We start from the raw sequence: 26,888 nt of genomic DNA, 5'->3' as shown, positions 1-26,888 counted from the left end.
ATTGGGGGTTTCCCTTATGGCAGACAATTTTAGCGACACACGTTGTTTCCAAGGCTGAAACTATAAGTTTCAGAATGAGTCGTGGACACATTTTAGACACAATGCGACCTTGGCTTTGCGGGCGGCATGTCTTGATTTTAGAACGTTCTGGTTTTTCAAGCTGGTTTTGAGGGGGTTACTTAGTTCGGCCTGTCGCCCCACGAACGGCCAAACTTCCTGAAACAAACTCGGATTGCGGTTTTTGAATGTTGGGAAGTAACTGTAATTTTCATCTGACCGTCGTATTTGGAACATTTAGCTCAGGCATCAGTGTCGGGCGGCGCGCCTTGAGGGGGTTAACGATTTTAACGAGGGGGTACGAGTTCGGCGCGTCGTATCCTAAAAAAGTGGCTATAATAGCGGATCTCATCGCTTATTTTTTGCTCGGAAATACCCATTGTCCAATGGCGGCCCCAACCAATGCAAAAATGCTCACTACCGCAAAGTAAGCTTCATCGTTTTGCACATCGAACCATGAAGCTACGACCAGCCCAACCACTAGTCCTCCTAACCCACTAAGCAGAAACCTCACAGACAGTTTCTTCAAAGCACGTCCCCCAATACCTCTAGTATTCCCGTGGCTCTTCTATCTATCCACCTTTGGCCGGTTAACCTTAATCCCTCGAGATTCCAGCCTTTTCGCCAAAGGTCCGGTTGCAATTGAATCGTCTCGACCCACAACCGCATATCGGCTGCAATTTGTTCCCTAGAGACTGAATTTGTAAGATCCGCCACAAGTACGACAGTTTCAGTTGCACCTTTGTCTGAAGCAGGTGACCACGCGATCAAGAACGGCCCGCGCCCCGAAAGCTTCTTAATGCCATCTGTTCGCTCAGATGCCTGATTTGCCTCTTCAATTGCTCTCTGAGCTTGAACCAAGCCATAATTGTTGAGTGCCAGTTGACACCCTTCCTGATAGCGCAGTTCACCAACCGCCAAGGCGACGGCATCCGATGAAATTGGAAGTACTGTAACCATTTGTTGTGGCTTCGGAACGCCGCGTTCTTCGAATGAAGATGACGGGTAAATTGTGGTCGAATAAGCCTCGCAGAATCTAATGAAACGTTTTCGCGTCGAAGCGCTGTACTGGGGGTTGGCCGGGAATGCCAAAATTCCATAGGCGGCGAAGTTCTTTGGAGGAAATTGGCTAGGGCCGGAGAAAGACCGAGAGGCAACGAATTCGTAACCGTGTTCTTCCATTGCGTTCAGAACTTTGATTCTCTCTCTGTCGGACGTTGACGTGGAATTACCACCGCTGACTGCCGCAGTTGGAAAAGTAGTCAGGTCTTCTAGTTCTTCTGCTGACAAAAGCACTGGGGAAGTCGGTTTTTCGCCGTCAAACTGACTACAACCTGCTAAAATAACAAGAAACGCCACGATCCTAGTAAGCCGCAATATGATCACCTTTATTCAATAAAATTGAGTTAAAATTAGCATGGATGAAGTTTGCGACCAAATGCCCTCATCTCCACTGTTTGCTTTTTACAGTTTTCTCAGCCTCGATTTTCGACGTCGCGGGCACGTCGCTAAAAGCCTGAGGCAGGTGCCGACTAGCTAACTCACTTTTGTACCGCATTTTGATCTTTTGCCTCTTGCCGACTTAGCTGGCGTACACGGTCAAGGCGCTCTTGGAACTCAGCGATGCTCTCAGAGTCAGTGCGGCTAACGATTGCACAGCAGCCCAGCCCCCAATCGACTAAAGCGTAGACAGTGGCCTCTTCCTCATTGACATTTCCGTCCCTGTCTTCGAAGTGAGTGTGGAATTGAAGGATGCTTGGCTCAGCGCCACCGCGTTCCTGCTCCAACTTGTTCATACGGTTTTTCAGGCTCATTCCTGTGCCTCCAATGCTGCTATTCTGCGTTCCAGCTCTGTCGTTTCTAGAACGCGCCTGTACTGCTCGACCAATCCCATGACGGTCGCTCCTTCCAAAGGCGTTACCTCACCCTGAGAAACAGCCTGCAGAACCGCTTGTGCGGCCCCTGATGCGTCCTCAGCGGATTTAATAGATGGCAGGTCGAAATTGACCGGCGCGTCCTTTCTGGTGGGCGCTATCCGTTCCAAGCAAAGACGCAGAGCCGTGCTGTCACCCTCAAGGGCCATCTCAACCGCCTTTTGCGTGATAGCTTCAGACTGGCCTTCAAGCAGTTCCTCAACCGCCCGCGTGACTCGATGGCGGGTTCCACGTGGCTTGCCTGGATTGCCGGTGGCGAAAGTACCATCCGGGTTACGTTCGTCCGTATTCGTTCCGCTTTTGCGGTCATTATCACTGCTCATTGATTCCTCCTTAACTCGATGCCCTTGCCGACCGCGCTAGGGCGCTATCCAGCGCTGCCCTAGAGGCGGACTCCCCTGTTCTCTGCCAATCCGACCTCTGCTCTTGGCCGGAGCCTTGGGATTGGGGAAATTCAGAAATTCGCGGCGTATAAGTTTTCGTCTTAGTTTCGTTTTCGTCTTGTCTTCGTATCGTCTCGTCTACGTCTCGTGTGTCGACAGGGTGTGCAGAGGGTGCCGACACGGTGTCTTTCCCGAATGCCACGAGAGGGGCGAACAGCGAGCCAACTTCAGCCCGCGTTGCCACGGAAGCAGTCTCAAGTTCGCCGGTCAGGTGTTCGCAAAGCGCATCTTCATATTGCTGCCAAGTCGTGTTCAGCAGTGACCGGATTGTGTCTCTCAGTTTCGGCCAATCGCTGCTGTCAGGCTTCCAGTTCTGAGCCCGTTGAATCGCGCCAACCGCCAGTTCTGCAACCCCGCCAATAAGCATGTCAGCGCGCGCACCTTCGAGCGGAGCCGTATAACTCAGGTCCATGGCCAGTGAGAGGGCACGTGAGGCGTTCTCAGGTGGCCTCTGGCGAAGAAAACCAATTATCCTGACAAACTCTTCGTCACTGTCGAATTGGATCAGCCCGACTTCACTAAGACGGCCAATGACGGGCTCAATATCCGCGACCTGAGCATCTCGTTGCCACATGACCAAGGGATACTCGAACTGCCCTGTGTAACTGCCGAGCGGGGAAAGATGGGCGCACAAATACGCCCACTTTTCTTCGTGATTGCATTGCCTGAGCTTCTTGGATGTCAGGATGCTGGAATTGATTTGAGTGAAGGCCTTCTGTCCCATCTAAGCTGCCTCCGCCTTGCTAAGCGCGTCAACGAAGTCCGGCAGCAACTCGGCACGGAACGACACACCCTGTTTGCCAGGGCGCATCTCACCGTCTTCAGAGATGAAATAGACGCGGATGTTGATGAGGTCGTGCCCCCGAAAATCGTCTCGGCTGACACGGTATTCCTCGCGGCTGTTCTTCGGGATCTGGGTGATGAGGGCCATTAGCGGCCCTCCCCAAAGTGCAGAGTTGCGACAAGGCGAGCTGCAGCCTCAGACAGGCCATGCTTGCGGCGGATGGTGCGGGTTTGGAGGTCGATAGTTCTCATGCCGCCACCTCGCGTTCTTCGATCAGCTCAACCTTGCTGAGCAGAAAGTAGACACCATAACGCTGGCGTCCCGTTTCTGGGTCATTGCGGTACAACTTGCAATCGATGTTCACGCCGTCATCGCGGCGCAGAGGCAGCACATTGTCCGACAGGCGGCAATAGCTGGCCGCGTAGAGTGGCGACCGCATCAGGCCTTCAAGAACTTGGCGCTTGTGCTTGGACGCAAAGATTTCGCGCGGTTCCTGGCCCGGATCGGTGACCCGGTAGAGGGCAGGGGCCGTGAGGTTGGGGAGGTCTGCCCAGCGGTAGACACGCAGTGCGTTGGCTGGGGGGAGTTCTGTGCCGATTGTTTTGTTTTGCTCGAAAGTATCCATTTATTGTCCTTCATTTGTTGAAAGACATCGGGCTTTCGGCTATTCTCTCAGTACCACCTAAAAGAATTCGCCTCCGCCCGTGCCTCGGGTGGGGGTTTTCTTTTAGGCAGCCACACGCTGCGCTTTTGCTTCTTCAATGACGTTTTGGATTTCGGCTTCTGACCAACGGGTCGTGCCTTCTAGTTTGACCGGCTTAGGGATTTTCCCCGTTGCGGCCCTGCGCCATACAGTAGCGACACTAATGCCCAAAGCGGCGGCAGTCTGCCTTGCCGAGAGCAAGCGGTCTCCTGTGAATGCGTTCATTTTCAACACCTCGCTGTTGTTTGCGACGTGTTGAGAGTGCCTCCTTACATAAATGTTGTCATTATTATCAGTAGTTTATAAGTTCTTACTTGTTAACCGACTGTCTAACCTCAGACAATTCAGCGTCCGCCCTTAGGTGAGCGTTTTTGACTGTCTGTCCGGTTACGTCTGCCGCGTCGGGGTTATGGGCGCGGCGCTGCTCTGTCAGGAGTGCTGCAACAATCTCATAGGCCGCGTTGGTGGTAATGCCTGCCTTCTTTTTTTCTTTCTCCACCGCACGCCAGATACGAAAATCATCAAGCTTCTTTTGTTGAGTTCGGGGCCTGTGCTTCGGGAAATTAATCTCGCCCCTGAGGTAGTCAGCCAACCAATATCGCGTATCGGGGTGAAGCTCCCCGCCGCGCTCAATATATTCCGCCAAAGGTTCTAAGTCGTTTTGCTTGGCAAGCTCTAGGTATCTTAGGTCAGGCCGGGTTAGGTCGTCTGCGCTTTGCGGTCGCGCTAAATCAAACCGGCGCTTCGTCATGGTAATTCTCCAATAGCAATCACATCCGCGCTTTCCTGCGTCACCAGTTCAGCCCATTTATCCAACGCAACGGCGCGCTCAGCCAATAGTTCGGCCTGATTGTAGACACGCGCAACGGCGCTTGCCTTCGAAGCTGTAGCCGCATGGTTCAAGACGCGATCCACCACGGATTCAGATATCCCACGTTCGGCCATGTGTGTTGCAAATGCCGTTCTGAAATCGTGCAGCCGCCACGGCTCAAACTCATCGCCAAGCAACTTATCAAGCCGGGCTTTCATTTTGCTCCACCCAGATATCGGGGTGTGGCCCGTTGTGGTGAACAGGAATTCTGATGTAGCGGGTGTAGCAGGAACCTTGCCGGATTTTTTGTTTTCTTTGGCTTCTGCCTTAGCTTGCTCGTGGCGAGCTAGGACCTGTTCAATCTCAGCCAGCGCCGGGGCTGATAGGTGGGTGATGTGTCCCCGGTCGTTCTTCTCCTGTAAGATGGCCTTTCTGAATCGGGACTTCGAAAGTTCCAGTTCGCTTTTGCGCAGATTGTTGATTGAGGTGCGGCGCTGAACAGTTAGCAGCAGAACACGCATAGGCGGTCCCCACAGGTCTCCGAGTTCATAGGTTCGCCTCCATATTGCCCGTATCTCATCCAGGCTAAGCACTCGATCCCGAATTTGCTCTTTGGTAGCGCGTTCCAGCCGGTCGCCCACATCCTCATTCAAGTATTCCCGACGCCATGCCCAGCGCGTGAAGTGCTTCATAGCCGCCCTGATCCGGTTAGCCATGAACAGCTTGCCTTCCTTGGCTTTGTCATCAATCGGCTTTTGAAGGCTGGCGCGGTTCAAGTCTCCGATTGGATGGGCAAGGTGTTTACGCAATGCGTCTTCAAGCTGGCGTTTTCGTTCGGCCTGTCGCTTCAAGGTGGAAAGGTGTAGTTCTTCATACACGTCCAAAACGTCTTTGAGGGTTTGGGCCGTCGCGGCGGCGCGCTCCTGATCCCTACGGGTTTGCTGGGCCTCAAGCACTCGATCAAACCCACGTGCAGCCTCAGCCTCTATTTCTAGGGCCAGTGCCCGTGCCTCAGCCAGACCAAGCGCCCCATCTTCACGCTTTCCAGTAGGTGACCATGTGCAATATGTGCCGAATGTGTGCTTACGCTTTGCGCCGCCCTTAATTCGCTTTTCGTACATCCATACCGCACGGGCAGGGTAGACCCTCAGTCGCAGCCCGGTGCGTTTCGTATCCGATATCTCCTGCCTGCCGTCAGCCGGTGGCTTGAGCTTCATCAGGAACGCGTTCGTCAGTTCCCGCTTCATGAAATTACCTCTGGGGGACACATGGGGGACAAAATCGCTAAGATTGGGTGATACCACATGCGACTAATTTAGACCTGTTTTATGCAGGGGACAATAGAGGGGGCTGCTTGAAATCCTATTAAAGTGGGGGCAATTGCGTCTTTATGTGACTGAGTGAGATTGAATGCGGCTTGCCTTAGAAATCACGGTGTTTCTGATTTGTAATCAGTAGGTCCGCGGTTCGAGTCCGTGTGGGGGCACCACTTTTAAGCAGAAATTTCCAAATATGTTTGATTTTCAGTTGATTTGACCGTTTGGTGAGAAAAACTGCCACACATTTTGCCACACAATAAACTCCGGCAACGAATACTCACTCGCCGGTGTAACCTTGGTTTGCATGCTCCAGTTTTTTGCCCTGCAAAGAGAGTCACTTTTCTTGTCAAACGCGCATGGCGATTTGCCGGACGGTCCCACTTCCCCTTCGGACGTGCTGGGGGATAGCCGTGAGCGACCAATCGAAGCGTTTGGAAAATACAAAGAAAACAATGGTGAACATCGTCTTCAACAGAAAAGATGGCCGAAAATTTGTTCCAATCGTGCTGCGCTTGGAGCAGGAATTCGCAGCAATTCAAAGTGACGATCGGAAATTTGAAAGAATTTTGACCATGGCGGCCGCTTCGGCGAAGTGAGGCATAGTGTCTGGCCTAAGTGCTTGCATCGGCTGTATCCTCTCGCTCGCCAGTGCTGAAGCCTGCCTTCGATCTTTCCAAATTTGCCAGCGAGGAGGGTCTTGGGGCGGCGAGGCCGTACCGAACTGTTGAACTGCCCGGACATGGTTGAAACCTTGTTCGGACCAAAGCTCAAACCTGAAAAGCTAACAAGATAAACGCTTGGCGAAGTCAGAGGGGTGGGCTAAACCTCCCCAGAATTTTGCAGGACAAATTTCTATGAAGTATCGCAAGGAAATAGACGGCTTGCGTAGTGTTGCCGTTCTCCCAGTAATTTTCTTTCATGCAGGGCTTGGAATCTTTGGCGGTGGGTACCTCGGCGTCGATATTTTCTTCGTCATTAGCGGCTACTTGATCACTACCATCATCTTGAGTGAGCTCGCGCAGGGGGATTTTTCGCTGGCGCGGTTCTATGAGCGCCGCGCGCGCCGTATCCTGCCGGCGCTGAGCGTTGTGGTTCTCGCCTGTCTTCCGATGGCGTGGTTCTTCATGTTGCCGGACCCGCTGGAGAATTTCGGCCAGAGCGTTCTCGCCACGATGCTCTCGCTCAACAATGTGCTTTTAACGCTGACCAGTGGGTACTGGGATTTGGCTTCAGAGTTCAAACCGCTCATTCACACCTGGAGCCTCGCTGTAGAAGAGCAATTCTACATTCTATTTCCATTGATCCTGATGGCGCTTTATCCGCTATTGGGCTACCGAACCGTCTCGGTCGTTTGGGCTATTGTTGTCGTCAGTTTTATGGTGAGTACCTTGTTGGTTGAGCGCTATCCGACAAGTACATTCTATCTTTTGCACACGCGCGCTTGGGAACTTGGGGTCGGTGCGCTTGGGGCGTTCTGGGAGCACAGGCGCAGGCTCGAGGCAAATCAGGGGCTTTCACTATTGGGCATGGCGGCGATCATAGCGCCGATCCTTATCTTCGACGAGCATACTCCGCATCCCTCATACCCAACATTGATCCCGGTGCTTGGCACTTTGCTTGTTCTTCTCTTTGCGAAAGAGGGGACTTGGGTTGCGCGAGTTTTGAGCATCAGAGTTTTGATGGGGGTCGGGCTTATCAGCTATAGCCTTTATCTCTGGCATCAGCCGATGTTTGCCTTTGCGCGGATCCTTAGTTTTGAGGAGCCTGACACCCTCGTTCTGCTCGGGCTCGTGCCGTTAACGGTCCTTTTTTCTTACTTGAGTTGGCGCTTTGTCGAGCAACCTTTTCGTCGTCGCCCGGTGGCGTCGACCCCGCGCCTCGTCGCCGTATGCACGGTGGCTACCGTGGGCCTTAGTGCATTGGGGTTGTCGTTTCATTTCGGTCAAGGGTTTCCCGGTCGTGTTTTCAATACTGACCGAGAGATTGCTGCGGGTATGCACATTGACTACAACCACCGCATCAGCAGCTACAATGCGACGCAATTCGACCCCGAAGGTGGCGCACGTGTTTTGATCATTGGAAATAGTCAAGCGCGGGACTTCGCCAATATCCTTTTCGAGATGGGGGTCATGGAGGACGTACAACTGATCTATCGCTCGGGTCTTTCTTTGTGCGACCCGGCAAAGCAGACAAAAACCGATACGCGGCTGGTGTCCGACGCCGATATTGTCTTTTTCCCGATTGTAGACCTTTCCGAGGATTGTCCGTCCTACATCGCGGAGCGGCAGGACATCCACAACAAGGTTGTTTTCGTCGGACCCAAGCATTTTGGCTACAATTTGAACGCCTTTCTTCGGTTACCCGAAGAAGGACGGCCGAAATACACAGCGCGAATACTCGATGAGATCGTAAGTGCAAACATACGCAACGCCTCGGTCCTGCCCGCCGAGCGCTATATTGGCCTGATTGACTACGCTTCAGAGGATGGAACCCGGATACACGTATTCGACGGAAACGGTGACATCATTTCGGCTGATCGTGTGCATATAACGCGCGCCGGCTCACAGTTTTTCGCAAGCCGGATTGTGGACCATCCCGCCCTTGATTTCTTTGAGTGAAACAGTTGGCCTATGCTTGCCGTATCCCTCTTTCTGTCCATGTCCGAATGCGCTGAGGCAACCCTTCAGCGAAGCCTAGGATTGGATCGGGTTGTAGCGGTCAACCAGTGAGACCTGTTGCAATAAGAGCGTTTGACCGGTTCCGTTTGAAAAGGCCGACTTAGCGGCTTTTCAATCAGTTTGGTTGGCAGTAAGAGTTTTTAGACGCCACCGGCCTTGAGGCTTCGGTGACACGCGGATGTGGCGAAACTGGTAAACGCAAGGGACTTAAAATCCCTCGTCCTAGGACTTGCGGGTTCGATCCCCGCCATCCGCACCACTTTTAAAAAAACGGGTTAACCGGAAACATGGAGCTGCCTCTAAAACGGCGGTTTTCTTTACTTACAGTGCTAACTCACGCAGTCCCGTTCTGGACCTGTTCTGTTCTCGTTTCAGAATCTGCGTATTTGGGCAGCCTTGGAAAGCCTGCGGCGGTTGGCCCGCTTGCGATAGTAAGCGACCATTTCGGCGCTTTGGTTCGTGACGGCCTGTATCTCAGCGTCTGAACACCCGGCCTCGGCCAAGCGGACGAAAGCTAATTTCCGAAGGCCGTGCAGAAAATAGGGTTTTGCATTGGTGCCCAGATCCTTGCGCCAGGCGCGAAACGCTTTCTCTACGGCATGATAGTCCAGCGGCTGGTGAGGCTCTTGGCCAGCACATGTTTGCCGCTCTTGGGCAATCTTTTCAAGGTATCCAGAGCTGACCTACTGGCGAAGCTGAGGCTGGATCAAGTTTGTCCGAAAGTGACCCTAAGTAAGCAAAACTTTAAAAATTCAAGAAAATGTATATAATCCACCCAATTACACCAAAAGATTGTCTCGTTCACGGGGCGCGTCATGGGGGGCAAAAAAGCAAATACTTCTCAAGGGAAGGGTGGCGAGTGGCATGCCTCGATGTCGGTCGCCTTGGCGCTTGGGCTGGGCTTCTTTGTACTTACTTCAGTCGCAGGTGTATTGGGTGTGGGTCTAGTTGTTGGCTACCGCAATACCTCGGATTTGCTGACACAGAAGGCGCAGCTAATCATCGGCACCCAACGCCAACAGGTAGAGCGCTATTTGACAGCAGCTTCTGACCAAGTCGATTTTATTGCGAGCAGGATTGCCTCGGGAGAAGTGGACGCGGACGGATCAGAAGAGTTTGTTAGCCTTTTGCTGGGCGCCGTTTCAGCGACCCCCCAGATTGTTCGGATACAATTTATTGACAGAAACCAAATTCTAACAGGCGTTGAACGTACCGAAGAAGAGACGCTACCCATTTTCTTGAAGCTCGGGGACGATGTCGATCTGCGCCACCTTATCGATGAAGCAATTGAAACCGGGAAAGCTCGTTGGGGCAATATTCTTTGGCGCGGAGAATATGGCCAATCGGTGCTGACCTACCAAAGTCCAATCATTCAGAAAGGTAGAATAATCGGGGTCTTATCAGCTTGGGTTTCGGTCGTGAAACTTTCCGAATTCTTGGCTGATCAGGAAATGGAATTCGGTGCAAATGTGTTCATGCTTTACGGTAGAAATGCCGTATTGGCCCACCCACTCATGGCATTTGGTTATGCTGGTTTAAATCGTGCGGCACCACTTCCGCAGCAAGACCGTTTCTCCGATCCAATCGTTGCCGCCATGTGGCAGCCGAATGATCACCTTAGCGTTGCAAAGTACTTTCTGACCGGTGCGAACACTCGTTTCGTTGCCTACGCTGATTGGGAGTATGTCATTTTCTTTGAAGAGCTAACCAACTATGGCGATCAAGCACTTACCGTAGCCACATATTTTGAAACCCACGACATCATTGCGGAAGCAGCCCGATTAAGATGGGCGATATGGTTCTGCGCTATAATGGCGGTCATTTCGGCCGGGGTGGCGGCATTGATCGGTCAGAAAATTGCCAAACCTGTACGGCGGCTTTCCGACAGTGCAAAGCGTGTACATGATCTGGATATTTCGAATATTGCCGAAATCGAAGGATCCTTCTTCCGAGAACTGGATGAGGCGGCACGATCATACAATTTCATGCTTGAAGGCCTGCGTTGGTTTGAACTCTATGTGCCCAAGCGTTTGGTCCGCCAATTGATGCGCCACCACGCAGGCAAACAGATCAACTCATCTCACCGAGATGTAGTCATTATGTTTACGGATATTGTTGAGTTCACGACACTGTCGGAACATCTTACGGCTTCTCAAACGGCATTTTTCCTGAATGACCACTTTGCTGGGCTGGCCGAGTGCATCCAGAAAAACCGCGGTACCATCGACAAGTTCATCGGAGATTCGGTGATGGCGGTCTGGGGCGCCTTGGAACATCAGGACGATGCGGCCGATCTGGCTTGTCAGGCAGCAATTGAGATCGCTCGTTGGATTCAGAAATATAATCAAAATGAACGAATAGCGGCTGGCTTGCCCTATTCTGTCAGGCTACGCATAGGGATTCACATCGGTCGCGTGGTTGTTGGGAACATCGGCAGTGAAGGGAGGCTGAGCTATACTGTCGTTGGTGATGCAGTGAATGTCGCGCAACGTTTGGAAGAAGCCGGAAAAGTACTGGGTGACACCCAAGCTGAAGTGAATATTCTTGTTTCCAGCTCTGTTCGCAGTGCCTTGGTTAAGCCAATAGAGTTTAAGCGCATCGGTGCACACAAGCTTCGCGGCAGAGACGAGCTGGTGGAAATTTATTCTCTGAATATCACCTAATCGCGAAACCTGAATTTCAGTAAGGGCGCTAAGCTGGCTCCGGAGCAATCAGCAAATATTGGTCGAATACCGACAGAAAACGGGCCGGGGCGCAGACCATTTTAATAACCAGGCTCGATTGATGGCAGTGATGACAAAAAAATGTGCTGAGTTTCAGCTTTGTCCCGCTATTGCGGACGTCGCCTCTTATTTGTGGACCTCTAGTGTTTTCTTACAGATAGCTCAGCATCGATGCGCCGATGATGAGGAACGAAACCACAACGACTAGCCCAGGCCACCCTCTGAGCTCTGCGTTTGTCTGCTGCGTCATAAACCGATGCACCAGGTGCAACTTCACCGCAATTCGGGCAGCTATTTGCACTTACCGCCACTTGATGTTCGCATGACGGGCATTCAAAAATGCCATTTTCGCTCCTTATTGTGAAGCCATCTTCATAGGGTGACGGCCTCAAGAGCGCTATCATCCAAATCCCAGGGGTCTGACCTGCCGTTTTGAAAACGCCTGCCATCCGCAAGCCAAAACATCGGATTCCCATTAACCTCACCCTTAAACTTGAATGGGCCCATGGCCGCCACGAAAAGCAGCAGAAGACTGAGAAATACACGTGGCAATCGCTGGTCGAAGCCTGGCGCACCGAAAAGCGCATTCAGTCGACGCTGAGCGACAGCACAAAGCAGTCACACCGACGCTCAATGGGCGCTCTTCCTCTGAAGAACTCCGGCAAGGACGTGCTGCGCACGAAGTGTCAAAGCTTGCGTAAGGTGCATGACCAGCTGCCCGCCACACCACGGCAGGCCGATATAGATGAAGGAAGAAACGGCGGCGGATTTTAGCAAGCCTCGCTTTCGTTTGAAACTCTGCATGAGCCGTTCTCTTCCCCTTCTCGTCGTCAGAACGGGAAGCATGAGCTCCAAACTCGGTTGTTGAATCACCTAGCCCAGCGAGACGGTGAAACCTGAAAAGGCCAGCTTACAGCTTTGAGCATCCTACGGCGAAAAGTAATTCGCCGAACGCACGCTCTGGGCTCAAAGCGGGCAATTTAAGTTCAAAAATAGGGAGCGCTTGCCGGTTCATACCGGTTTCATTCCACGCCTAGTCCACCTTTTCTTACGTTGGCCCGGCCACTAGGGCCGGGCGTTCTTTTAGCGATTTGGTTGTTAGATTGTAGCTACGACTGCTGAGCTTCCTTCGACGTCTGCCATTTCAGGCGCCACGACAGATATTGCCTGGGCTTGCGTTCCGGGACTGGGTGGATCATTGACAATACCAGTTAGAGGAACCCTCAACGTGGCGCTTCCGCCTGGCTTTATCGTCGTGCTGCCATAGGTTAGTTGAACGTCGTTAGCCTTGTTTGGAGGAGTTACATAAAGCGTCATTGCGGCAGGGCCAGATCGTCTTGGAATGACGACCACCTGCGGGTCGTACTTTATGACCGCAGCTGAAACTCCATAAGAGAGATCCTCCGCAACCTCCCTCGCCGAGAATCGGACCTACACGGTAATGTCAGCATACAAGTCATCGCCGTCTTTGCGGAAACTTAATTCGGTGTTTTCAATCTCAGGCACAACAAACCCCTTAGTAAGATCTTGAAAAATATTATTGTTTTAGCGAAAATCTCGCATTAAAAGTGTAGCGCAACTTCCAAATATCAATCAATCCTGTCCCCCTCACAGCCAACCGCAGGATCATTGGGTGGTCATCAGGAAATGGTTGAAACGCCATGATGTGCCGGCGCCTGAGAAACTGCCGGGATGACCTAAGCCGGATACGGTGACGTATTGAGGCCGACAATGCCCACTCACACTTTCACCATACGTTCTTGATATGTTTGTGTGAGCGGAAAACGTTAAGCGGCTGAAATAAAACAAAGTCGAATTAATTTAAAACTCCTCGTCCTAGGACTTGCGGGTTCGATCCCCGCCATCCGCACCACTCAACCTTTCAGACCGGGAAACCCAACTGAGTGATCAGACGCCAGATGTCACGGTTCGCAGCTGAGAGCTGTGCCACGATGTCTTCGATTTCCTGAATGGCCTTTTCATCGACGGTATCTTCACGCCCCAGTTTTATGTCGGTCTTTCGATCCGCGATGCGCATCAGGATGGTCTTGGGGTTTCCGCTGTCGGCATCGAACGAGTAGATGCAATGATTGTACCTATTGCGTATAAAGGACAGTTTGCTCAGCCGTTGGGTGTGTTCCAGGATCGGATCGCGGATTTCGGCGGGTCGGCCCTCCATCTTGGCAAGCCGCTCGACCAGACCGATCCGGGCCCGCGTGGTGTTGAGAGTCAGGAAGATGATGACCGCGACATCCTTGTTGGTGCCGCTCAGGCCGGCAATCAGGTGGATCAACAGGCTTTCCGTGTTGGTCCACATATAGTTCAACTTGCCGACCAGAAGGATCAGGCGGTCAAAGCGGGTTTCGAGTGTTTCAGTCAACGGTCTGACCATGCGCTTGGTCTGCAGTCACTTCGAAATAGAACTGCGCGGCTGCAGTCCTGTTGCTGACGCCTAACTTGCCCGCAACATTGTGCATGTGCAGCTTTACTGTGTGCTCGGTGATGCCGAGGTTTGCAGCGATGATCTTGTTGCTCTGACCTTTCGAGACCAGTTGCAGAACCTGTTTTTCCCGCCGGGTCAGCCGGGAATAGATCGGATGGGGTTCTTTCGGTCTCGGTTTCGGCTCTACGGGGCTTTCGCTCAGCAGGCGGGGTTTGCTCTGGGGGCGGGGCGCAGAGACGCAATCGGCAAGGAAGCTGGGCAGATAAAGCTCTTCATGCATCAGCAGCCGCAAGATCGAGCGCCAAACGTCCGGCGCGACATTCATGGGGAGATAGCCGATATCTCCGAACTGAGCCCGGTCCCAGGTTTCGAACAATGTCCGCGCGGTGTCCTCCTTGCGGTAGGCGAAGGCCAGACAGCCTGTCCCGGCGGCTTCTTTATAGGCGCTCGGACGGGCAAGCAGATCATCCAGCATGATCTGATCAACCACCACCACCTTGCCGGCCACCGAGCCAGGATCTCCTATCGCTTTCAGATCGGCGATGTCCTCATAGCGGTGCGCGGACACGCCGAACTCCGACTGAACACTTCGTAGAGTTTGATTTGAATAGAAGAGTTCCTTGCCGATGAAATTGATCGAAAAGTCCTCGGAACAAACATTTAGTTGGGCAGCACTATCCTGCAACGGATTGCTCATAACTTCCCCCTATAAACACACGCCACCAAATCTGCGGCGAAATCGTAAAACAACACGCGGTGCTTAAATTAACGGTAAATTAACAGCTATTGCCAAGTAACTATACCTGAAAGTCTATTTTTCATCAATATTCCGTGTTGTCCTGGCGATAGGGACTAGAACTTTAGTATAGGTTCACCCTCGGCCCTCTCATAAAAGTATTGCAAAAATATGGTTTTAACCGATCGGCCGAAATTCTGCCCAATTTTCGTGCCTATGCGCGGTTTCTCAGAGTTAATGTTATTAGTGCTAATGAAAACAGTATTTTAACCGGACTAGTGCTTTCGGGCAGCTATTCAGACCGCCTTCCTGCTGCAACCATGACCCTGCTTCAATTTGGGAAGCTTCGTTCCTGACGTGTCTGCGATTCGCAATTTTTAGCGCGCTTAAATACCGCAGACAGCGCATCGGCTTAGCCGGGAAAGGGAGGTGGAAAAACTTCACAGAAGAATCCGCACCAGGTGTGTTTTGCGCCCGCGTGTCCAAAGTTTGTTTCAACCGCGTCGGTAGCCGTTTTGTAGATGAATGACGGTCAGACGCTTAATAAGTGGAAAATTGATATGAAAAACCGTCAACCTTATAATGATGTGACAGCAATCGGTGAAGTGAACGTTGAAGAAGCAAACGTTCCGATTGACGCCGATATTCATGTTAAAAATGCTGAAATCGATGCGAACCTGAATGAACAGGAGCAGACGAACGACAACAGCGTCGATAACGATCAGCAACAGCAACAGAAACAAGATCAAGACACAAAAGTCGACAACGAAAACGAACAGGATCAGAAGCAAGATCAGGATCAGGATCAGGATCAGAAGCAGCAACAGCAAAACAATAATGGCGGCGATGACAGCAATGACAACTCGAACTCCGTCAACATTGATTTTGGCGAAGGCGAGTGGATTCCTCGCGACGATGATCACGTAGATATCGACGTTTCCAAAGGTGGTTCTGTAGAAGACGTTATCACCGTTGGTGGCGATTTCGACTATGATCCAGGTGACGACATCAACATCGATGTCTCGTTGGACGGTGCCGGCAACGATATGGCATCCTTCAATAGCCAGATGGCACATCTTCAGGACAACGATGATTTGGGTAACGCCACGGTTGGAAATTATGGTGATTTCCAGCAAAACGGTGATGCGTACGGTGGAACTGCCGAAGCCAGCGAAGGTATCTCAACCAGCACAACTGGTGGCGATTCCGGCAATGGCGGCTCGACAGACGCTGGTGACGCGGGTTCAGATGTTAAAGGTGCCACAGCAATTGCCGGTGGCGGCTACACTGGTGATGCCAACGCGGATGCAGAAGCAGGTGACGGCGGTGACTCGGGTGAAGCACATAATGTGAGCTTGGGTGTTGGTAAGTCCGAAGCCTCTGCGGACGGCGACAGCTACGGTGGCGACAGCGGCGACGCAGACAGTTACTCTGAAGCTGACCAAAAGAGCGATTCGGATGTAGACGCTGATGGTACCGGCGGTGATGGTGGACACGCAGCTTCGCTTGGCCTTGGTTTGGGTCTTGGACTGTCGGGTGCCGGCAATGGTGCTGATTCCTCCGGCGGAGACAATGACTCCGACGCAGATGCCGACCAAAAGAGCGATGCAGACAATGACACATCGACTGGCGACGCAGACGGCGGCGACAGTGGCGCAGGTAACATCGGACTGGGCCTTGCTGGCGGTCTTGCGGCCAATTACGCAAACGGTACTGGCGGCGACGGTGACGGCGGCGACGGTTACGGCGGCGACGGCGCAGGCGGTGACGGCGGTGACGGCGGCGACGGCGACGGTGCTTCCGGCACAGGTGGCGACGGTGGTGACGGAACCGGAGGAGACGGTGGCTACGGTGGCGCTGGCGGCGATGGTGGTGACGGCGGCGACGGCGGCGACGGCGGTGGTCTTCCGTTCCTGCGAGTTGCTGAAAGCAGAGATGGCCGTGGCGGCGATGACGGCGGTGACGGCGGTGACGGCGGCGACGGCGGTGACGGCGGTGACGGCGGTGACGGCGGTGACGGTGACGGCGGCGACGGCGCTAAAGGAATAGGCGGTGACGGCGACGGCGGCGACGGCGGACGCGGTGCTGGCGGCGATGGCGCTGACGGTGACGGCGGCGACGGCAACGGTGCCGACGGCAGTGGCAGCACGGGCGACGCAAATGTCGATGCAAGCGGTGTTGGCGATCAGGACGCAGATTCCGATGCCGGAGATGGCGGCTTCAACGATGCCGACGGTTGGGCAGATGCCGGCGGATCCGCTGATGCGACGGCAGATGGTGTTGGCGGCGGCGGTGGCGCTGTCGATCAGGATGCAACTTCGAACGGTACTGGTACCGGTTCCGTTGATGCGACCAACACTGCGGGTGACGGCGGCCTGGCCGAAGTCTTCGCAACTGCCGAAGTTGATGGAAGCGCCGACAGCCTGTCCGAAGCGATTTCGGGTTACGGCGGTGCGGCAAACTCCGACAACGATGCAACTTCGACCGGAACCGGTGAAGCCACAGGTTCGTCGGAATCCGGCGTCGGTGGTGGCGGCGGTGCCGCACAAGCTTTCGGCGGAACCAGCGGTACCGCGCATGGATATGCTGATGCAGGTGATGCCAACGGCGGCACGAACACCGGCGGCAACGCCTCGGGTGCATACTCGGGTAATGGCGGTGACGGCGGAAACGCAGGAACGTGGGGTTCGAACAATGCCGGTGACGGAATTGTGAGCGGTGAATCCTATGCGTCCGCTGCAGCGGTCGTCGATACATCGGCCTTCAACCAGTCAATCGTGATGGGTGCCAACGTCCTTGGTAACTCGGTCGATACGACGATGGTTGGCGGTAACATGTCGTCGAGCTATTCCAGCGACGATACCGACGTTTAATTGGAGACAGAGCCCGCTCAGGCGGGCTCTGACCTCTTTAAAGAAAACGCCGAGGCCGCGCTAGGTGGCCTCGGCCTAGCTGAACCTAATCCGGAAATTTCAGGCCGGTGCGGGGAAAGGAAACCGATATGTCGCTCGACAGTATTACGGAACAAATTGCACATTTCGTTGGAACATTTGAGTTAACGACTGAACAGGCCCGGCTGCGTGACCAGTACGAAGAATTTACCACGCTGCGTCGAAAAGCTGAGCTTGAAGAACTGGAAGATCCCACACGCATTAAAGTCAAAGCCGATCTGAAGTTGGACCCGGGAAATTACGACCCGCTTCCTTACAAGTTTTCTAACGTCAAAGCCGACGCCCCCCCGTCATCCGAGATGCCTGAGTTAATAGATGACTCCGGCGAGCATTCCGGACCGGTGTTTGGCCCGGATGTCTACTTTCCTGATGCGCAGTTTGTGACCGCCACTCAGTTGAACATTATTATGAAACCGGTTTTTATTTCTGAGCTGATCGGCTCGGCGGTGACCTATACTTTTCAGAAAATTCATTTGGAAGACAACGACACCGTGGGGCAGGGGGATTTCCGCAACGTCGAAGCGCTGATGGCAAAAGCCGAGGGTATGATGGGCACCGCCCTATCTTTGCACGCAGTGTCCTCCCCTTCGATCCATATCGAGGACTACCTTTCAGGCGACGCGGTTGAGTTATTGATAGAACAGATGCAGTCGCCCGTGAATGTAGAGATCGAAGGCGCCACTGTATATCAATTCCACGGCGAGGACGCTGTGGGCGTGATTGTTAATGGTGTGTATGTGGATGAAATGCCTGACTTTATGGATCTGCTACCTGAGCATCACAAGTCAGACGAAGAGGAAGACACCGCAGACCAATTTGCAGAAGCGTTGCCGGCAGAGTGGGACCAGTCTGAAGACTCGGGGTTCGCGGAAGGCCACTCGATAATTGCAGGTGGCAATATGGCGGTGAACGAAGTTGCGATCACTGTGGGGTGGATTGATGCACCCAACATTGTGGTCGGTGGGCAAGCCCTGAGCCTGACCGCCTTCAGCCAGGTTGCCGTTGTCACCGATATCGACGAAGGTGAACCCGGCGCTCAGAGCATGACCCATGTCGTTCAGGCCTCGGAAATCAACTCTGAGGCAAAAGCGGCGCCATGGCTTGAAGGCGAAGTTGCCGAGTCCGAGCAAGATCCGAATGTCGTGATCGACTGGATCAGCGGTGACCTGTTGGTGACGAATTTCATTAAACAGATTATCGACGCAACGGATATCGACCAGATTTCCACCGAAATTTTCGCCACGTCGACCGCTTATACCTTGGGTGAGAATGTCATGACCAACGTGACCAATATTCTCCAGTTGGGCACCTTCTATGACATGATCATCATCGGCGGCGACATGATCTCGATTGATGCAATCAATCAAACCATCGTGCTGATGGATAGTGATGTGATGCACGGTGCACAACCGACTGAGGCTGAAGACAATCTGGTGATGAACCAGATTTCTTTGACCACAGAGGGTGAAGATACCCACGAAGAACTGAGCCAAAATCTGGCCAGTACGGTGGATTTACAGGAGGTCGATACCGACGCGCTGGAAGATGCGCTGTTAAATGATCCTATGTTCGCCGGAGCCGAATTGGTTCGAGTCCTTAAGATCGAGGGCGACCTACTTCAGGTCAATGTTATCGACCAGGTTACCATGTTGCAGGATGAAGATGACGTCTATGTCGAAAACACCAATGGGCAAGTCGCTTCTGCCTTGGGCGCAGGTAATGCCCTTCTGAACAAAGCCAGCATTAAAAAGATGGGTGTCGACTCCGTCGTTATGGCGAAGGAAGAAGAATACTCGGAACTCATGCTGCATCAGGCGAGCCTGATCGACAGTGTGGAGGAAGAAAAGGCCGAGATCGTCAGCGAAGCCGTCGCTCTTATGATGGAAGAACTGGATGCTGCGGCCGAAGCTAAGAACTGCCCGGACCATAACAAGCTGACCCCTTCGGAACAGGTGACCGTCGACGACGGTCTGCAATCTATGCTAGCGTAGTACTTTGTTTGTTACGAGTGATCTGAAAGTTTTAACATGTCGATTGTTTTTCCGTCTCGTCCGAGTCGATACGCCAGCCCATTGGATCGTAACGGCGGTGGCGTTTCAAAACCGCCAAGCGCGGGCCAGTCTGATAAGAAGCCGAAGAAAACACCCGGATTACGCCTTAGCGAAGATTTACGCATCAGTGATCCGCAAGACGGTAAACGGGAGGCAGTCGCCCAAAGCGATGCGAGCGCCGAAAATACCGTGAAAGCAAAACCTGCTCATCACCAAGCGAAAGAGGAACCGCAATTGCGCGCCGGGCCTCCCCCCCGGCGCAAGCAGCCGCAGCCTGCCGAAGACAGTGACCAACAGGGCAGCGGTGCTGGGGTGGCCGACGCAGAGAGCCCCGATCCCGATCCCGTCAATAAAACGAGCGACCGTATACCCCCGGCGTCGCGCTCGAATGGCGGTGATGGCATGGGCACCACTATCGAGGCCAAGGCGAACGAACCATTGCTGCGCAGCAATTCAGGTGACGGCGATGGGAAAGGGCCACCCCAAACATTCCACAAACGAACCCCGCCTGAGGATTTCCGGAAGACGTTGCGCACTTCGCTGCGTGCGATCTACCGAAACCTGGCGTTTGTGCTGGTCCTAACTTGTGCGACGAACGTTCTGATCCTGGCGATCCCGATCTATCTGTTCCAGATCAGTGACCGTGTTCTGACCAGTCGGTCGCTGGACACGCTGATCATGCTGACGGCGATTGTCGCCGGGGCGGTGATCTTCCAGTCGGCTTTTGATGCGGTGCGGCGGTTCATGCTGATGCGAACGGCGGTCGAGGTCGCTGCCCGCCTGGGCGCTCCGGTTCTCAGTGCGGCGGCGCATGCCTCTTTGCATGGGAACGGGCGCGAATATCAGACGCTGGGTGATCTTCAGCAAGTGCGGGGGTTTCTGGTTTCCGGTACATTGATATCTTTCCTGGACGTCCCCTTCGCCCCCTTGTTCATATTGATGATCATTCTGGTGCATCCGCAGTTGGGGATGATCGTGATCGTAACGGCCCTGTTGCTGATGACGATCGCATTCATCAACCAGCGCATGACGGCAAAACCCTTTGCCGAGGCAAACAAGGCGCAGTCCATGGCCAACATGCATCTGGATTCGATGTCGCGAAACAGCCAGATCATCAATGCTCTGGCCATGATCCCCGAGGCCGTGCGCATCTGGGGCCGCGATACCGCGCAATCTCTGACATGGCAGGTTCGTGCGCAGGACCGGAACGTGATTTTCGCCGCTATTTCGCGGGCGGTACGTTTGCTGACGCAGATTGGCATTCTGGGCTGGGGCGCGTTTCTGGCGTTGCAAGGCGAGATCACCGGCGGCATGGTTATTGCGGCTTCGATCATTGCAGGTCGGGCCTTTGCGCCGATCGAAGGCTCGATCGAAGGGTGGAACAGCTTCCTGCTGACCCGCGCTGCCTATGGCCGCATCAATCAACTGCTGTCCAATTCGGCGCTGCAATTCGAAAAACTGCGCCTGCCGCGCCCCGAGGGACGGCTGGATGTGGAGCGCCTGCTTTACGTACCCGGCGGCACCAAGCGCGTCGTCCTGAACGGGATCAGCTTCTCGCTGAACCCGGGTGAGACGCTGGCCATTATCGGCAATTCCGGTGCTGGTAAAACCACGCTGGGTAAAACGTTGGTCGGGTCGATCCTGCCCACATCGGGCAGTGTTCGTCTTGACCTGATGGATATCCGCAACTGGGATCCGCGTCAGTTTGGCGAAAGCATCGGATATCTGCCACAGGACGTGCAGCTGTTCCCAGGCACCATCAAGGACAATATTGGCCGGATGCGTTCGGACGCGACGGATGAACAGATCCACGACGCTGCTGTTCTGGCCGATGTGCACAACATGATCGCGACGCTGCCGCAGGGCTATGAAACCGTGGTGGCCGCGGACGGCTCACCGCTGTCCGGTGGTCAGAAACAGCGGATCGCGCTGGCACGCGCCTTCTTCGGAAATCCGCGTATGGTGGTGCTGGACGAGCCGAACTCAAACCTGGACGTGGCGGGCGACAAGGCGCTGGCGCGGGCCATCGAACAGGCTAAAGAAAGCAAGATTACCGTGGTCGTGATCACGCAGAAGCCGACGCTTCTGAATGCGGTCGACAAGATCATGCTGCTGACGGATGGCCGAGTGGCGCTGTTTGGCCACCGCGAACAAGTTCTGCAACAATTGAACGGGCCGCGTAACAACCAGCCCGGTATTCAAAAGCAGTAAGGAGGGTGCGATATGAATGAACTGGTACCCGTTAACAACGATCCCAAGGACCCGACGGTCTGGTACGCCGAAGTTCCGCGTTCAATCAACCGTCTGATCGTCATCGGGTTCGTACTGCTGGTCGTCTGCTTTGGCGGCTTTGGTGTCTGGTCCTTCAGTGCGCCTCTGGCGGCTGCGGTGATCGCGCAGGGCAGCTTTGTCGCAACTGGCCGCAACAAGATTGTGCAACACTTGGAAGGCGGCATCATTCAGGAAATTCAGGTGGTCGAAGGTCAGTCCGTCAAAGCTGGGCAAGTGATGATGACACTGGACCAGACTTCGGCAGAAGCGAATGAGCGTGAATTGTTCATCCGCAAAATCCGTCTTCAAGCCATGTCCGAGCGTCTAAATGCGGAATACGGCGAAGAACAACGGCTGGAGTTTTCCCCGAACCTGATCGCGGCTTCGGATGATATCGAAGTGATGAGTATCCTTGACGGACAGAAGATCACCTTCGACTTGTCCCGCAAGACCTTGCTGAACGACATCGCATTGCTGGAGCGCAATATGGAAGCTCTGCGCATTCGCTCCAGCGGGTTTGAGGCGCAGTTGGACAGCATGGTACGGCGGTCAGAAATCCTTCAGGAAGAGTTCGACACCAAACAGGCGCTTTTCGAAAAAGGGCTGGTGCGCAAGGGCGAGTTGAACACCATTCGCCGGGTTCAGGCCGAAGCCGAAGGCCAGCAGGCGCGGCTGGCGGCCGAGGCGGCTGAAATCAGCCAGATGCTGTTGAAATACGAAGAACAGATTTCCCGCACCCGGGCAGCCTATCGTGAGGCAGCCTTGGACGAGCTGGGCGTGATCGAAGCGGATCTGGAAAGTGTCCGCGAAAAAGCCCGTCAGGCCCGCAGTGTTCTGGACCGCGCGGTTGTGCGGGCTCCGGTGACGGGTACGGTGGTTCGGCTGCACTATCATACGCCGGGTGGTGTGATCGAAACCGGTGAACCCATCGCCGAGATACTGCCGGCAGACGCCCCCCTTATCATCGAGGCGCAGATTCCGCGCACCGAGATCGACAGCGTGGTGACCGGGCAAAACGCGACCGTGCGTCTGGTCGCTCTGAACCAGCGGACAACGCCGGTGTTGCAAGGCCAAGTGTTCTATCTGTCGGCGGACTCAGTGATTGAGGATACCACTGGCGCGCCGCAAGAGGTCTATCTGGCTCGCATCTCGCTAGAACCGGAAGAAATTGAGCGCGTACGGGGCTTTATCCCGACACCGGGTATGCCCGCCGAGATTATGATCCAGACGGAAGAGCGCACGTTTGCGGCCTATATTGCGAAACCTGTGACAGACAGTATGTCACGCGCTTTCCGCGAACAATAACGGGCTGGCCAATAGACCGACCTGTATCCTCAGCCAAGGAGATCACCCTCCGGTGATAAGTGCCGGAGGGTAAATTTCGACCTGAAGGATCAGGCGTTCAGGAACGCCCGGATGGCGGCCTCGAACTCGCGTGGTTTTTCGGCGTGCAGCCAATGGCCCGCTCCGGGAATATTGGCAAACTTGGCGGCCGGAAACAGCGCGCGGATCAGATTACGATGCTCGGGCAGGACATAATCGGATTCTCCGCCCGACAGGAACAGGGTCGGGCCGTCCCATGATCCATCCAGTTCCGGGAAACCCATGATCTTCGGCATCTCGGCCGCCAGCACATCAAGGTTCAGAAGCCAGCGTTTCCCCTTGATATCAAGCGATTGCGTGAAAAAGCTCTGCAATGCCGGTTCGACGCCCTGATCGGCTAGCTGTTGTGCCGCGTCCGAGCGCCGTTCGATCGCCGAGAAATCGACGGCGCGCATGGCCTCGATGAACTGGATCTGGCTGTGCGTGTAGGTCACCGGTGCGATATCGGCCACCACCAGCTTTCGCAGCAGATGCCCATGTTGCAAGGCCAGCGTCATCGCCGCCTTGCCGCCCATCGAATGACCCACCACGTCGGCCATGCCGCCGAAATGTTCGATCACCTCGGCCAGATCATTGGCCAGTTCGGGATAGCTGTGCTGATCGGTCCACATGCTGTAGGCGTGGTTGCGCATGTCGACGGCTACAACCTGCCGCTCATCCGCCAGGCGCCGGGCTATCACGCCCCAATTCCGGGCCGAGCCATAAAGCCCGTGCGCAATCAGCAGAGGAGGGTTCGCAGTCGGTTCGCCATGTATGATCGTGTTCAGCATAAGGCTGTGATACCCGTCGCGATCAGAAACAACCAGCCCCATTGTCGCCTTCGCCCACGGGGGTTAAGTTGGCAGCTTCGGAGGCCCCGTCATGTCGGAAAATACAGATATCCAAAGCCAGATTGCGCAAACGGTTCAGCTGTTGCGCAAGAAACTGGGTGTGAAGGACAAGACGCTGGCGGACTCGATCCGCAAGGCCAAACGGCTGCTGCCCCGACGTATATACAAACAGGCGCTGATGCTGGCGAATGCCGAGCAAATGGCGGCACATCCCAAGCTGCGGCTGGTGCTGGATACTCCGAAACTCGCGCGCGCGTCCGAAGAGGTTCAAGCGCATCTCAGCGGTATTAACCGTGCCGACCGGCGATTGGGGTGGTTTCTGGGAATGCTGGGCGGGCTGGCGTTCAACCTGCTGGCCTTGTTGGCTCTGCTGATCATTTTCCTGCGGTGGCAGGGGTTTATCTGATCTGCCCCAATAAAGAACGGCGCCCATCAGGCGCCGCTCAGGTCTTTGATTTTAAACCTGATTACAGGTTGGGATAGATCGGGAATTTGGCGCAGAGGTCTGCGACCTCGGCTTTGACCTTGGCTTCGACTTCGCCGTTGCCGTCCTCGCCATTGGCGGCCAGGCCGTCGACCACTTCGATGATCCAGTCGGCGATCTGGCGGAATTCGGTCTCACCGAACCCGCGGGTTGTACCGGCGGGCGAGCCCAGACGGATGCCCGAGGTGATTGTCGGTTTTTCCGGATCAAACGGCACGCCGTTCTTGTTGCAGGTGATATGCGCGCGGCCCAGGGCCTTTTCGGTCGCGTTGCCCTTGACGCCTTTGGGGCGCAGGTCGACCAGCACCACATGGGTGTCGGTGCCGTGGGTCACGGTGTCCAGGCCGCCCTTGATCAGCTGATCCGACAGCGCTTGCGAGTTCACCACAACCTGCTTGATGTAATCCTTGAACGCCGGCTGCAGCGCCTCTCCAAAGGCCACGGCCTTGGCCGCGATCACATGCATCAGCGGGCCGCCCTGAATGCCGGGGAAGATGGCCGAGTTCACTTTCTTGGCGATCGCCTCGTCATTGGTCAGGATCATGCCGCCGCGCGGGCCGCGCAGGGTCTTGTGGGTGGTGGTGGTCGCAACATGGGCGTGCGGGAAAGGCGAGGGGTGCTCACCCGCCGCAACCAGACCGGCGAAATGCGCCATGTCCACGTGCAGGTAGGCGCCAACCATGTCGGCGATCTCGCGCATGCGGGCAAAGTCGATCTGGCGCGGAATGGCCGAACCGCCTGCGATGATCAGTTTGGGGTTATGCTCTTTCGCCAGCGCCTCAACCTGATCGTAGTCCAGCATGTTGTCTTCTTTGCGCACACCATACTGGACGGCCTTGAACCACTTGCCCGACTGGTTTGGCGCGGCGCCGTGGGTCAGGTGGCCGCCTGCGTCCAGGCTCATGCCCAGAATGGTGTCGCCGGGCTGGATCAGCGCCTGAAACACACCCTGGTTGGCCTGAGAGCCCGAGTTCGGTTGGACGTTGGCAAACTCACAGCCGAACAGCTGCTTGGCGCGGTCGATGGCGAGGTTTTCGGCGATGTCGACGAACTGGCAGCCGCCATAATAGCGACGGCCGGGATAGCCCTCGGCGTATTTGTTGGTCATCACCGAGCCCTGCGCCTCCATCACGGCGGCAGAGACGATGTTCTCGGACGCGATCAGCTCGATCTCGTCGCGCTGACGGCCCAGCTCGGATGTGATCGAGCCAAAAAGCTCAGGATCACGGTCCGAAAGGGACTGGGTGAAAAAACCGGTATCACGAAGATTGGCGTTCATGGGGGCTCCACATGCTGGAATTATCTTGCGGATTTCCTATCGGAAACGGCACATTCGCAAAAGCTGTAAAGCGACGATTTGGCCCGCTGTGGCGTCAAGACTGGCCTATCGGGGAAAGGTATGTTTGTTTCGGAACCAAATGTGCAAGACCGGAAACCGGAAAACATGACAAAGAGAATCGCCTTTCTCGCCAGTGACGTCAAAGTGGCGCAAACCGCGCGGGACAGCCTTGTGAAACTGTACGGCAATGCGGCCCCCCGGGATGCGGATGTGGTGGTCGCCCTGGGCGGGGACGGGTTCATGTTGCACACGCTGCACAACATGCAGCACCTCGACACACCGGTCTATGGCATGAACCGGGGCACCATCGGGTTCCTGATGAATGAGTTTCACGAAGACGACCTGATGGAGCGTCTGGCCGCGGCCGAAGAAGAGGTCATCAACCCACTGGCAATGCAGGCCATGGATCAATCCGGTAAGCTGCATGAAGCTCTGGCCATCAACGAGGTGTCGCTACTGCGCGCCGGTCCGCAGGCAGCGCGGCTGAAGATCAGCGTCGACGGACGGGTGCGAATGCCTGAACTGGTCTGTGACGGAGCCCTGCTGTCAACGCCAGCCGGATCGACGGCGTACAACTACTCGGCGCATGGGCCAATTCTGCCCATTGGGTCCGATGTGCTGGCCCTGACGGCGATTGCCGCGTTTCGTCCCCGCCGGTGGCGCGGGGCGCTATTGCCCAAGATCGCAAAGGTTCGTTTTGATGTGCTGGACGCTGACAAGCGCCCGGTCATGGCTGACGCGGATTCGGTTTCCTTTGCAGGTATCGACTGGGTCGAGATTCGCTCGGAACCGTCCATCCAGCACCGCATCCTGTTCGACCCGGGGCATGGTCTGGAAGAGCGCCTGATCTCGGAACAATTCACCTGACGCGTCGGAAACAAGGCTTTTTGCGGCTTATGTGATCCAGTTCACAGGCCTTTGATTCGTCTTTTGTTAATCTTAACTTGC

24 protein-coding genes and 2 tRNA genes are annotated in these 26,888 nt (G+C 54.8%); 12 read left to right on the top strand and 14 right to left on the bottom strand.

What is annotated here, in order from left to right; translation table 11 throughout:
- Nucleotides 1-582 precede the first annotated feature (582 nt).
- The 9 genes from ACR0KW_RS06535 to ACR0KW_RS06495 all read right to left on the bottom strand — a co-directional run bounded on the left by ACR0KW_RS06535 (nt 583) and on the right by ACR0KW_RS06495 (nt 5,979).
- Nucleotides 583-1,416, bottom strand: coding sequence for a hypothetical protein (locus ACR0KW_RS06535; protein ID WP_480804277.1), 834 nt, complete (start codon nt 1,414-1,416; stop codon nt 583-585).
- Between the two features lie 182 nt (nt 1,417-1,598).
- A complete protein-coding gene (locus tag ACR0KW_RS06530; protein WP_480804276.1) occupies nt 1,599-1,871 on the bottom strand; it encodes a hypothetical protein in 273 nt (90 codons plus the stop codon).
- Nucleotides 1,868-2,314, bottom strand: a complete 447-nt coding sequence (locus ACR0KW_RS06525) for a DUF5681 domain-containing protein (RefSeq protein ID WP_480804275.1) — start codon at nt 2,312-2,314, stop codon at nt 1,868-1,870. Before ACR0KW_RS06525 ends, ACR0KW_RS06530 begins: the two co-directional genes overlap by 4 nt.
- A 10-nt stretch (nt 2,315-2,324) precedes the next feature.
- On the bottom strand, nt 2,325-3,158 hold the full coding sequence (locus tag ACR0KW_RS06520) for a hypothetical protein (protein WP_480804274.1): 834 nt from the start codon (nt 3,156-3,158) through the stop codon (nt 2,325-2,327).
- Nucleotides 3,159-3,365, bottom strand: a complete 207-nt coding sequence (locus ACR0KW_RS06515; protein ID WP_480804273.1) for a transcriptional coactivator p15/PC4 family protein — start codon at nt 3,363-3,365, stop codon at nt 3,159-3,161. It abuts the gene before it with no gap.
- Between the two features lie 100 nt (nt 3,366-3,465).
- Nucleotides 3,466-3,843 carry a hypothetical protein gene (locus ACR0KW_RS06510; protein ID WP_480804272.1) on the bottom strand — a complete coding sequence of 126 codons (378 nt, stop codon included), beginning with the start codon at nt 3,841-3,843 and terminating at the stop codon, nt 3,466-3,468.
- Between the two features lie 102 nt (nt 3,844-3,945).
- Entirely contained in the window at nt 3,946-4,146 is a 201-nt protein-coding gene (locus ACR0KW_RS06505; RefSeq protein WP_480804271.1) for a helix-turn-helix transcriptional regulator, read from the bottom strand.
- Nucleotides 4,147-4,231: 85 nt separating this feature from the next.
- Complete coding sequence (locus ACR0KW_RS06500) at nt 4,232-4,672, bottom strand: hypothetical protein (protein WP_480804270.1); 441 nt, start codon at nt 4,670-4,672, stop codon at nt 4,232-4,234.
- Nucleotides 4,669-5,979, bottom strand: coding sequence for a tyrosine-type recombinase/integrase (locus tag ACR0KW_RS06495; RefSeq protein WP_480804269.1), 1,311 nt, complete (start codon nt 5,977-5,979; stop codon nt 4,669-4,671). The genes ACR0KW_RS06500 and ACR0KW_RS06495 overlap by 4 nt, the downstream gene beginning before the upstream one ends.
- Nucleotides 5,980-6,461: 482 nt before the next feature.
- On the opposite strand from ACR0KW_RS06495, the gene ACR0KW_RS06490 reads away from it, so the two are divergent.
- The 3 genes from ACR0KW_RS06490 to ACR0KW_RS06480 all read left to right on the top strand — a co-directional run bounded on the left by ACR0KW_RS06490 (nt 6,462) and on the right by ACR0KW_RS06480 (nt 8,988).
- The gene (locus tag ACR0KW_RS06490; RefSeq protein WP_480804268.1) at nt 6,462-6,647 is read left to right on the top strand and encodes a hypothetical protein; all 186 of its coding nucleotides are present in this window, start codon (nt 6,462-6,464) and stop codon (nt 6,645-6,647) included.
- 258 nt (nt 6,648-6,905) lie between these two features.
- Nucleotides 6,906-8,669, top strand: coding sequence for an acyltransferase family protein (locus ACR0KW_RS06485; protein ID WP_480804267.1), 1,764 nt, complete (start codon nt 6,906-6,908; stop codon nt 8,667-8,669).
- A 234-nt stretch (nt 8,670-8,903) separates the two neighbouring features.
- Nucleotides 8,904-8,988 (top strand) — tRNA-Leu (locus tag ACR0KW_RS06480).
- A gap of 112 nt (nt 8,989-9,100) precedes the next feature.
- Here the strand turns inward: ACR0KW_RS06480 and ACR0KW_RS06475 are convergent.
- Complete coding sequence (locus tag ACR0KW_RS06475) at nt 9,101-9,388, bottom strand: tyrosine-type recombinase/integrase (RefSeq protein WP_480804715.1); 288 nt, start codon at nt 9,386-9,388, stop codon at nt 9,101-9,103.
- A gap of 156 nt (nt 9,389-9,544) precedes the next feature.
- Here ACR0KW_RS06475 and ACR0KW_RS06470 point away from each other — a divergent pair, with 156 nt between their 5' ends.
- The 3 genes from ACR0KW_RS06470 to ACR0KW_RS06460 all read left to right on the top strand — a co-directional run bounded on the left by ACR0KW_RS06470 (nt 9,545) and on the right by ACR0KW_RS06460 (nt 13,325).
- Complete coding sequence (locus ACR0KW_RS06470; protein ID WP_480804266.1) at nt 9,545-11,392, top strand: adenylate/guanylate cyclase domain-containing protein; 1,848 nt, start codon at nt 9,545-9,547, stop codon at nt 11,390-11,392.
- 492 nt (nt 11,393-11,884) lie between these two features.
- Complete coding sequence (locus tag ACR0KW_RS06465; RefSeq protein ID WP_480804265.1) at nt 11,885-12,226, top strand: hypothetical protein; 342 nt, start codon at nt 11,885-11,887, stop codon at nt 12,224-12,226.
- A gap of 1,003 nt (nt 12,227-13,229) precedes the next feature.
- Nucleotides 13,230-13,325, top strand: a tRNA-OTHER gene (locus tag ACR0KW_RS06460).
- 9 nt (nt 13,326-13,334) lie between these two features.
- On the opposite strand, the gene ACR0KW_RS06455 is transcribed toward ACR0KW_RS06460, so the two are convergent.
- A complete protein-coding gene (locus tag ACR0KW_RS06455) occupies nt 13,335-13,844 on the bottom strand; it encodes a hypothetical protein (protein ID WP_480804264.1) in 510 nt (169 codons plus the stop codon).
- Nucleotides 13,825-14,592 carry a helix-turn-helix transcriptional regulator gene (locus ACR0KW_RS06450; protein ID WP_480804263.1) on the bottom strand — a complete coding sequence of 256 codons (768 nt, stop codon included), beginning with the start codon at nt 14,590-14,592 and terminating at the stop codon, nt 13,825-13,827. Before ACR0KW_RS06450 ends, ACR0KW_RS06455 begins: the two co-directional genes overlap by 20 nt.
- A gap of 599 nt (nt 14,593-15,191) precedes the next feature.
- Between ACR0KW_RS06450 and ACR0KW_RS06445 the strand changes: the two genes are divergently transcribed.
- The 4 genes from ACR0KW_RS06445 to ACR0KW_RS06430 all read left to right on the top strand — a co-directional run bounded on the left by ACR0KW_RS06445 (nt 15,192) and on the right by ACR0KW_RS06430 (nt 23,209).
- A complete protein-coding gene (locus ACR0KW_RS06445; protein WP_480804262.1) occupies nt 15,192-17,504 on the top strand; it encodes a hypothetical protein in 2,313 nt (770 codons plus the stop codon).
- Nucleotides 17,505-17,632: 128 nt separating this feature from the next.
- Nucleotides 17,633-19,573: a type I secretion protein gene (locus ACR0KW_RS06440; RefSeq protein ID WP_480804261.1), complete on the top strand. Its 1,941-nt coding sequence runs from the start codon at nt 17,633-17,635 to the stop codon at nt 19,571-19,573.
- A 249-nt stretch (nt 19,574-19,822) separates the two neighbouring features.
- Nucleotides 19,823-21,844 carry a type I secretion system permease/ATPase gene (locus ACR0KW_RS06435; RefSeq protein WP_480804260.1) on the top strand — a complete coding sequence of 674 codons (2,022 nt, stop codon included), beginning with the start codon at nt 19,823-19,825 and terminating at the stop codon, nt 21,842-21,844.
- A 12-nt stretch (nt 21,845-21,856) separates the two neighbouring features.
- Nucleotides 21,857-23,209 (top strand): HlyD family type I secretion periplasmic adaptor subunit, encoded by a 1,353-nt coding sequence (locus tag ACR0KW_RS06430; protein ID WP_480804259.1) that lies wholly within the window; start codon nt 21,857-21,859, stop codon nt 23,207-23,209.
- 89 nt (nt 23,210-23,298) lie between these two features.
- Here the strand turns inward: ACR0KW_RS06430 and ACR0KW_RS06425 are convergent, their stop codons facing one another.
- Entirely contained in the window at nt 23,299-24,099 is an 801-nt protein-coding gene (locus tag ACR0KW_RS06425; protein ID WP_480804258.1) for an alpha/beta fold hydrolase, read from the bottom strand.
- A 49-nt stretch (nt 24,100-24,148) separates the two neighbouring features.
- Between ACR0KW_RS06425 and ACR0KW_RS06420 the strand changes: the two genes are divergently transcribed.
- Nucleotides 24,149-24,523 carry a hypothetical protein gene (locus tag ACR0KW_RS06420; protein WP_480804257.1) on the top strand — a complete coding sequence of 125 codons (375 nt, stop codon included), beginning with the start codon at nt 24,149-24,151 and terminating at the stop codon, nt 24,521-24,523.
- Nucleotides 24,524-24,584: 61 nt separating this feature from the next.
- Here ACR0KW_RS06420 and glyA read toward each other — a convergent pair whose 3' ends face one another.
- The gene (gene glyA, locus ACR0KW_RS06415) at nt 24,585-25,880 is read right to left on the bottom strand and encodes a serine hydroxymethyltransferase (RefSeq protein WP_480804256.1); all 1,296 of its coding nucleotides are present in this window, start codon (nt 25,878-25,880) and stop codon (nt 24,585-24,587) included.
- Between the two features lie 165 nt (nt 25,881-26,045).
- Between glyA and ACR0KW_RS06410 the strand changes: the two genes are divergently transcribed.
- The gene (locus tag ACR0KW_RS06410; protein ID WP_480804255.1) at nt 26,046-26,807 is read left to right on the top strand and encodes an NAD kinase; all 762 of its coding nucleotides are present in this window, start codon (nt 26,046-26,048) and stop codon (nt 26,805-26,807) included.
- Nucleotides 26,808-26,888: the final 81 nt, after the last annotated feature.

The organism is Ruegeria sp. CG11 (assembly GCF_056537245.1).
Note: the sequence above shows the minus strand (reverse complement) of the source record. Positions and strands in the feature narration are given on the sequence as shown.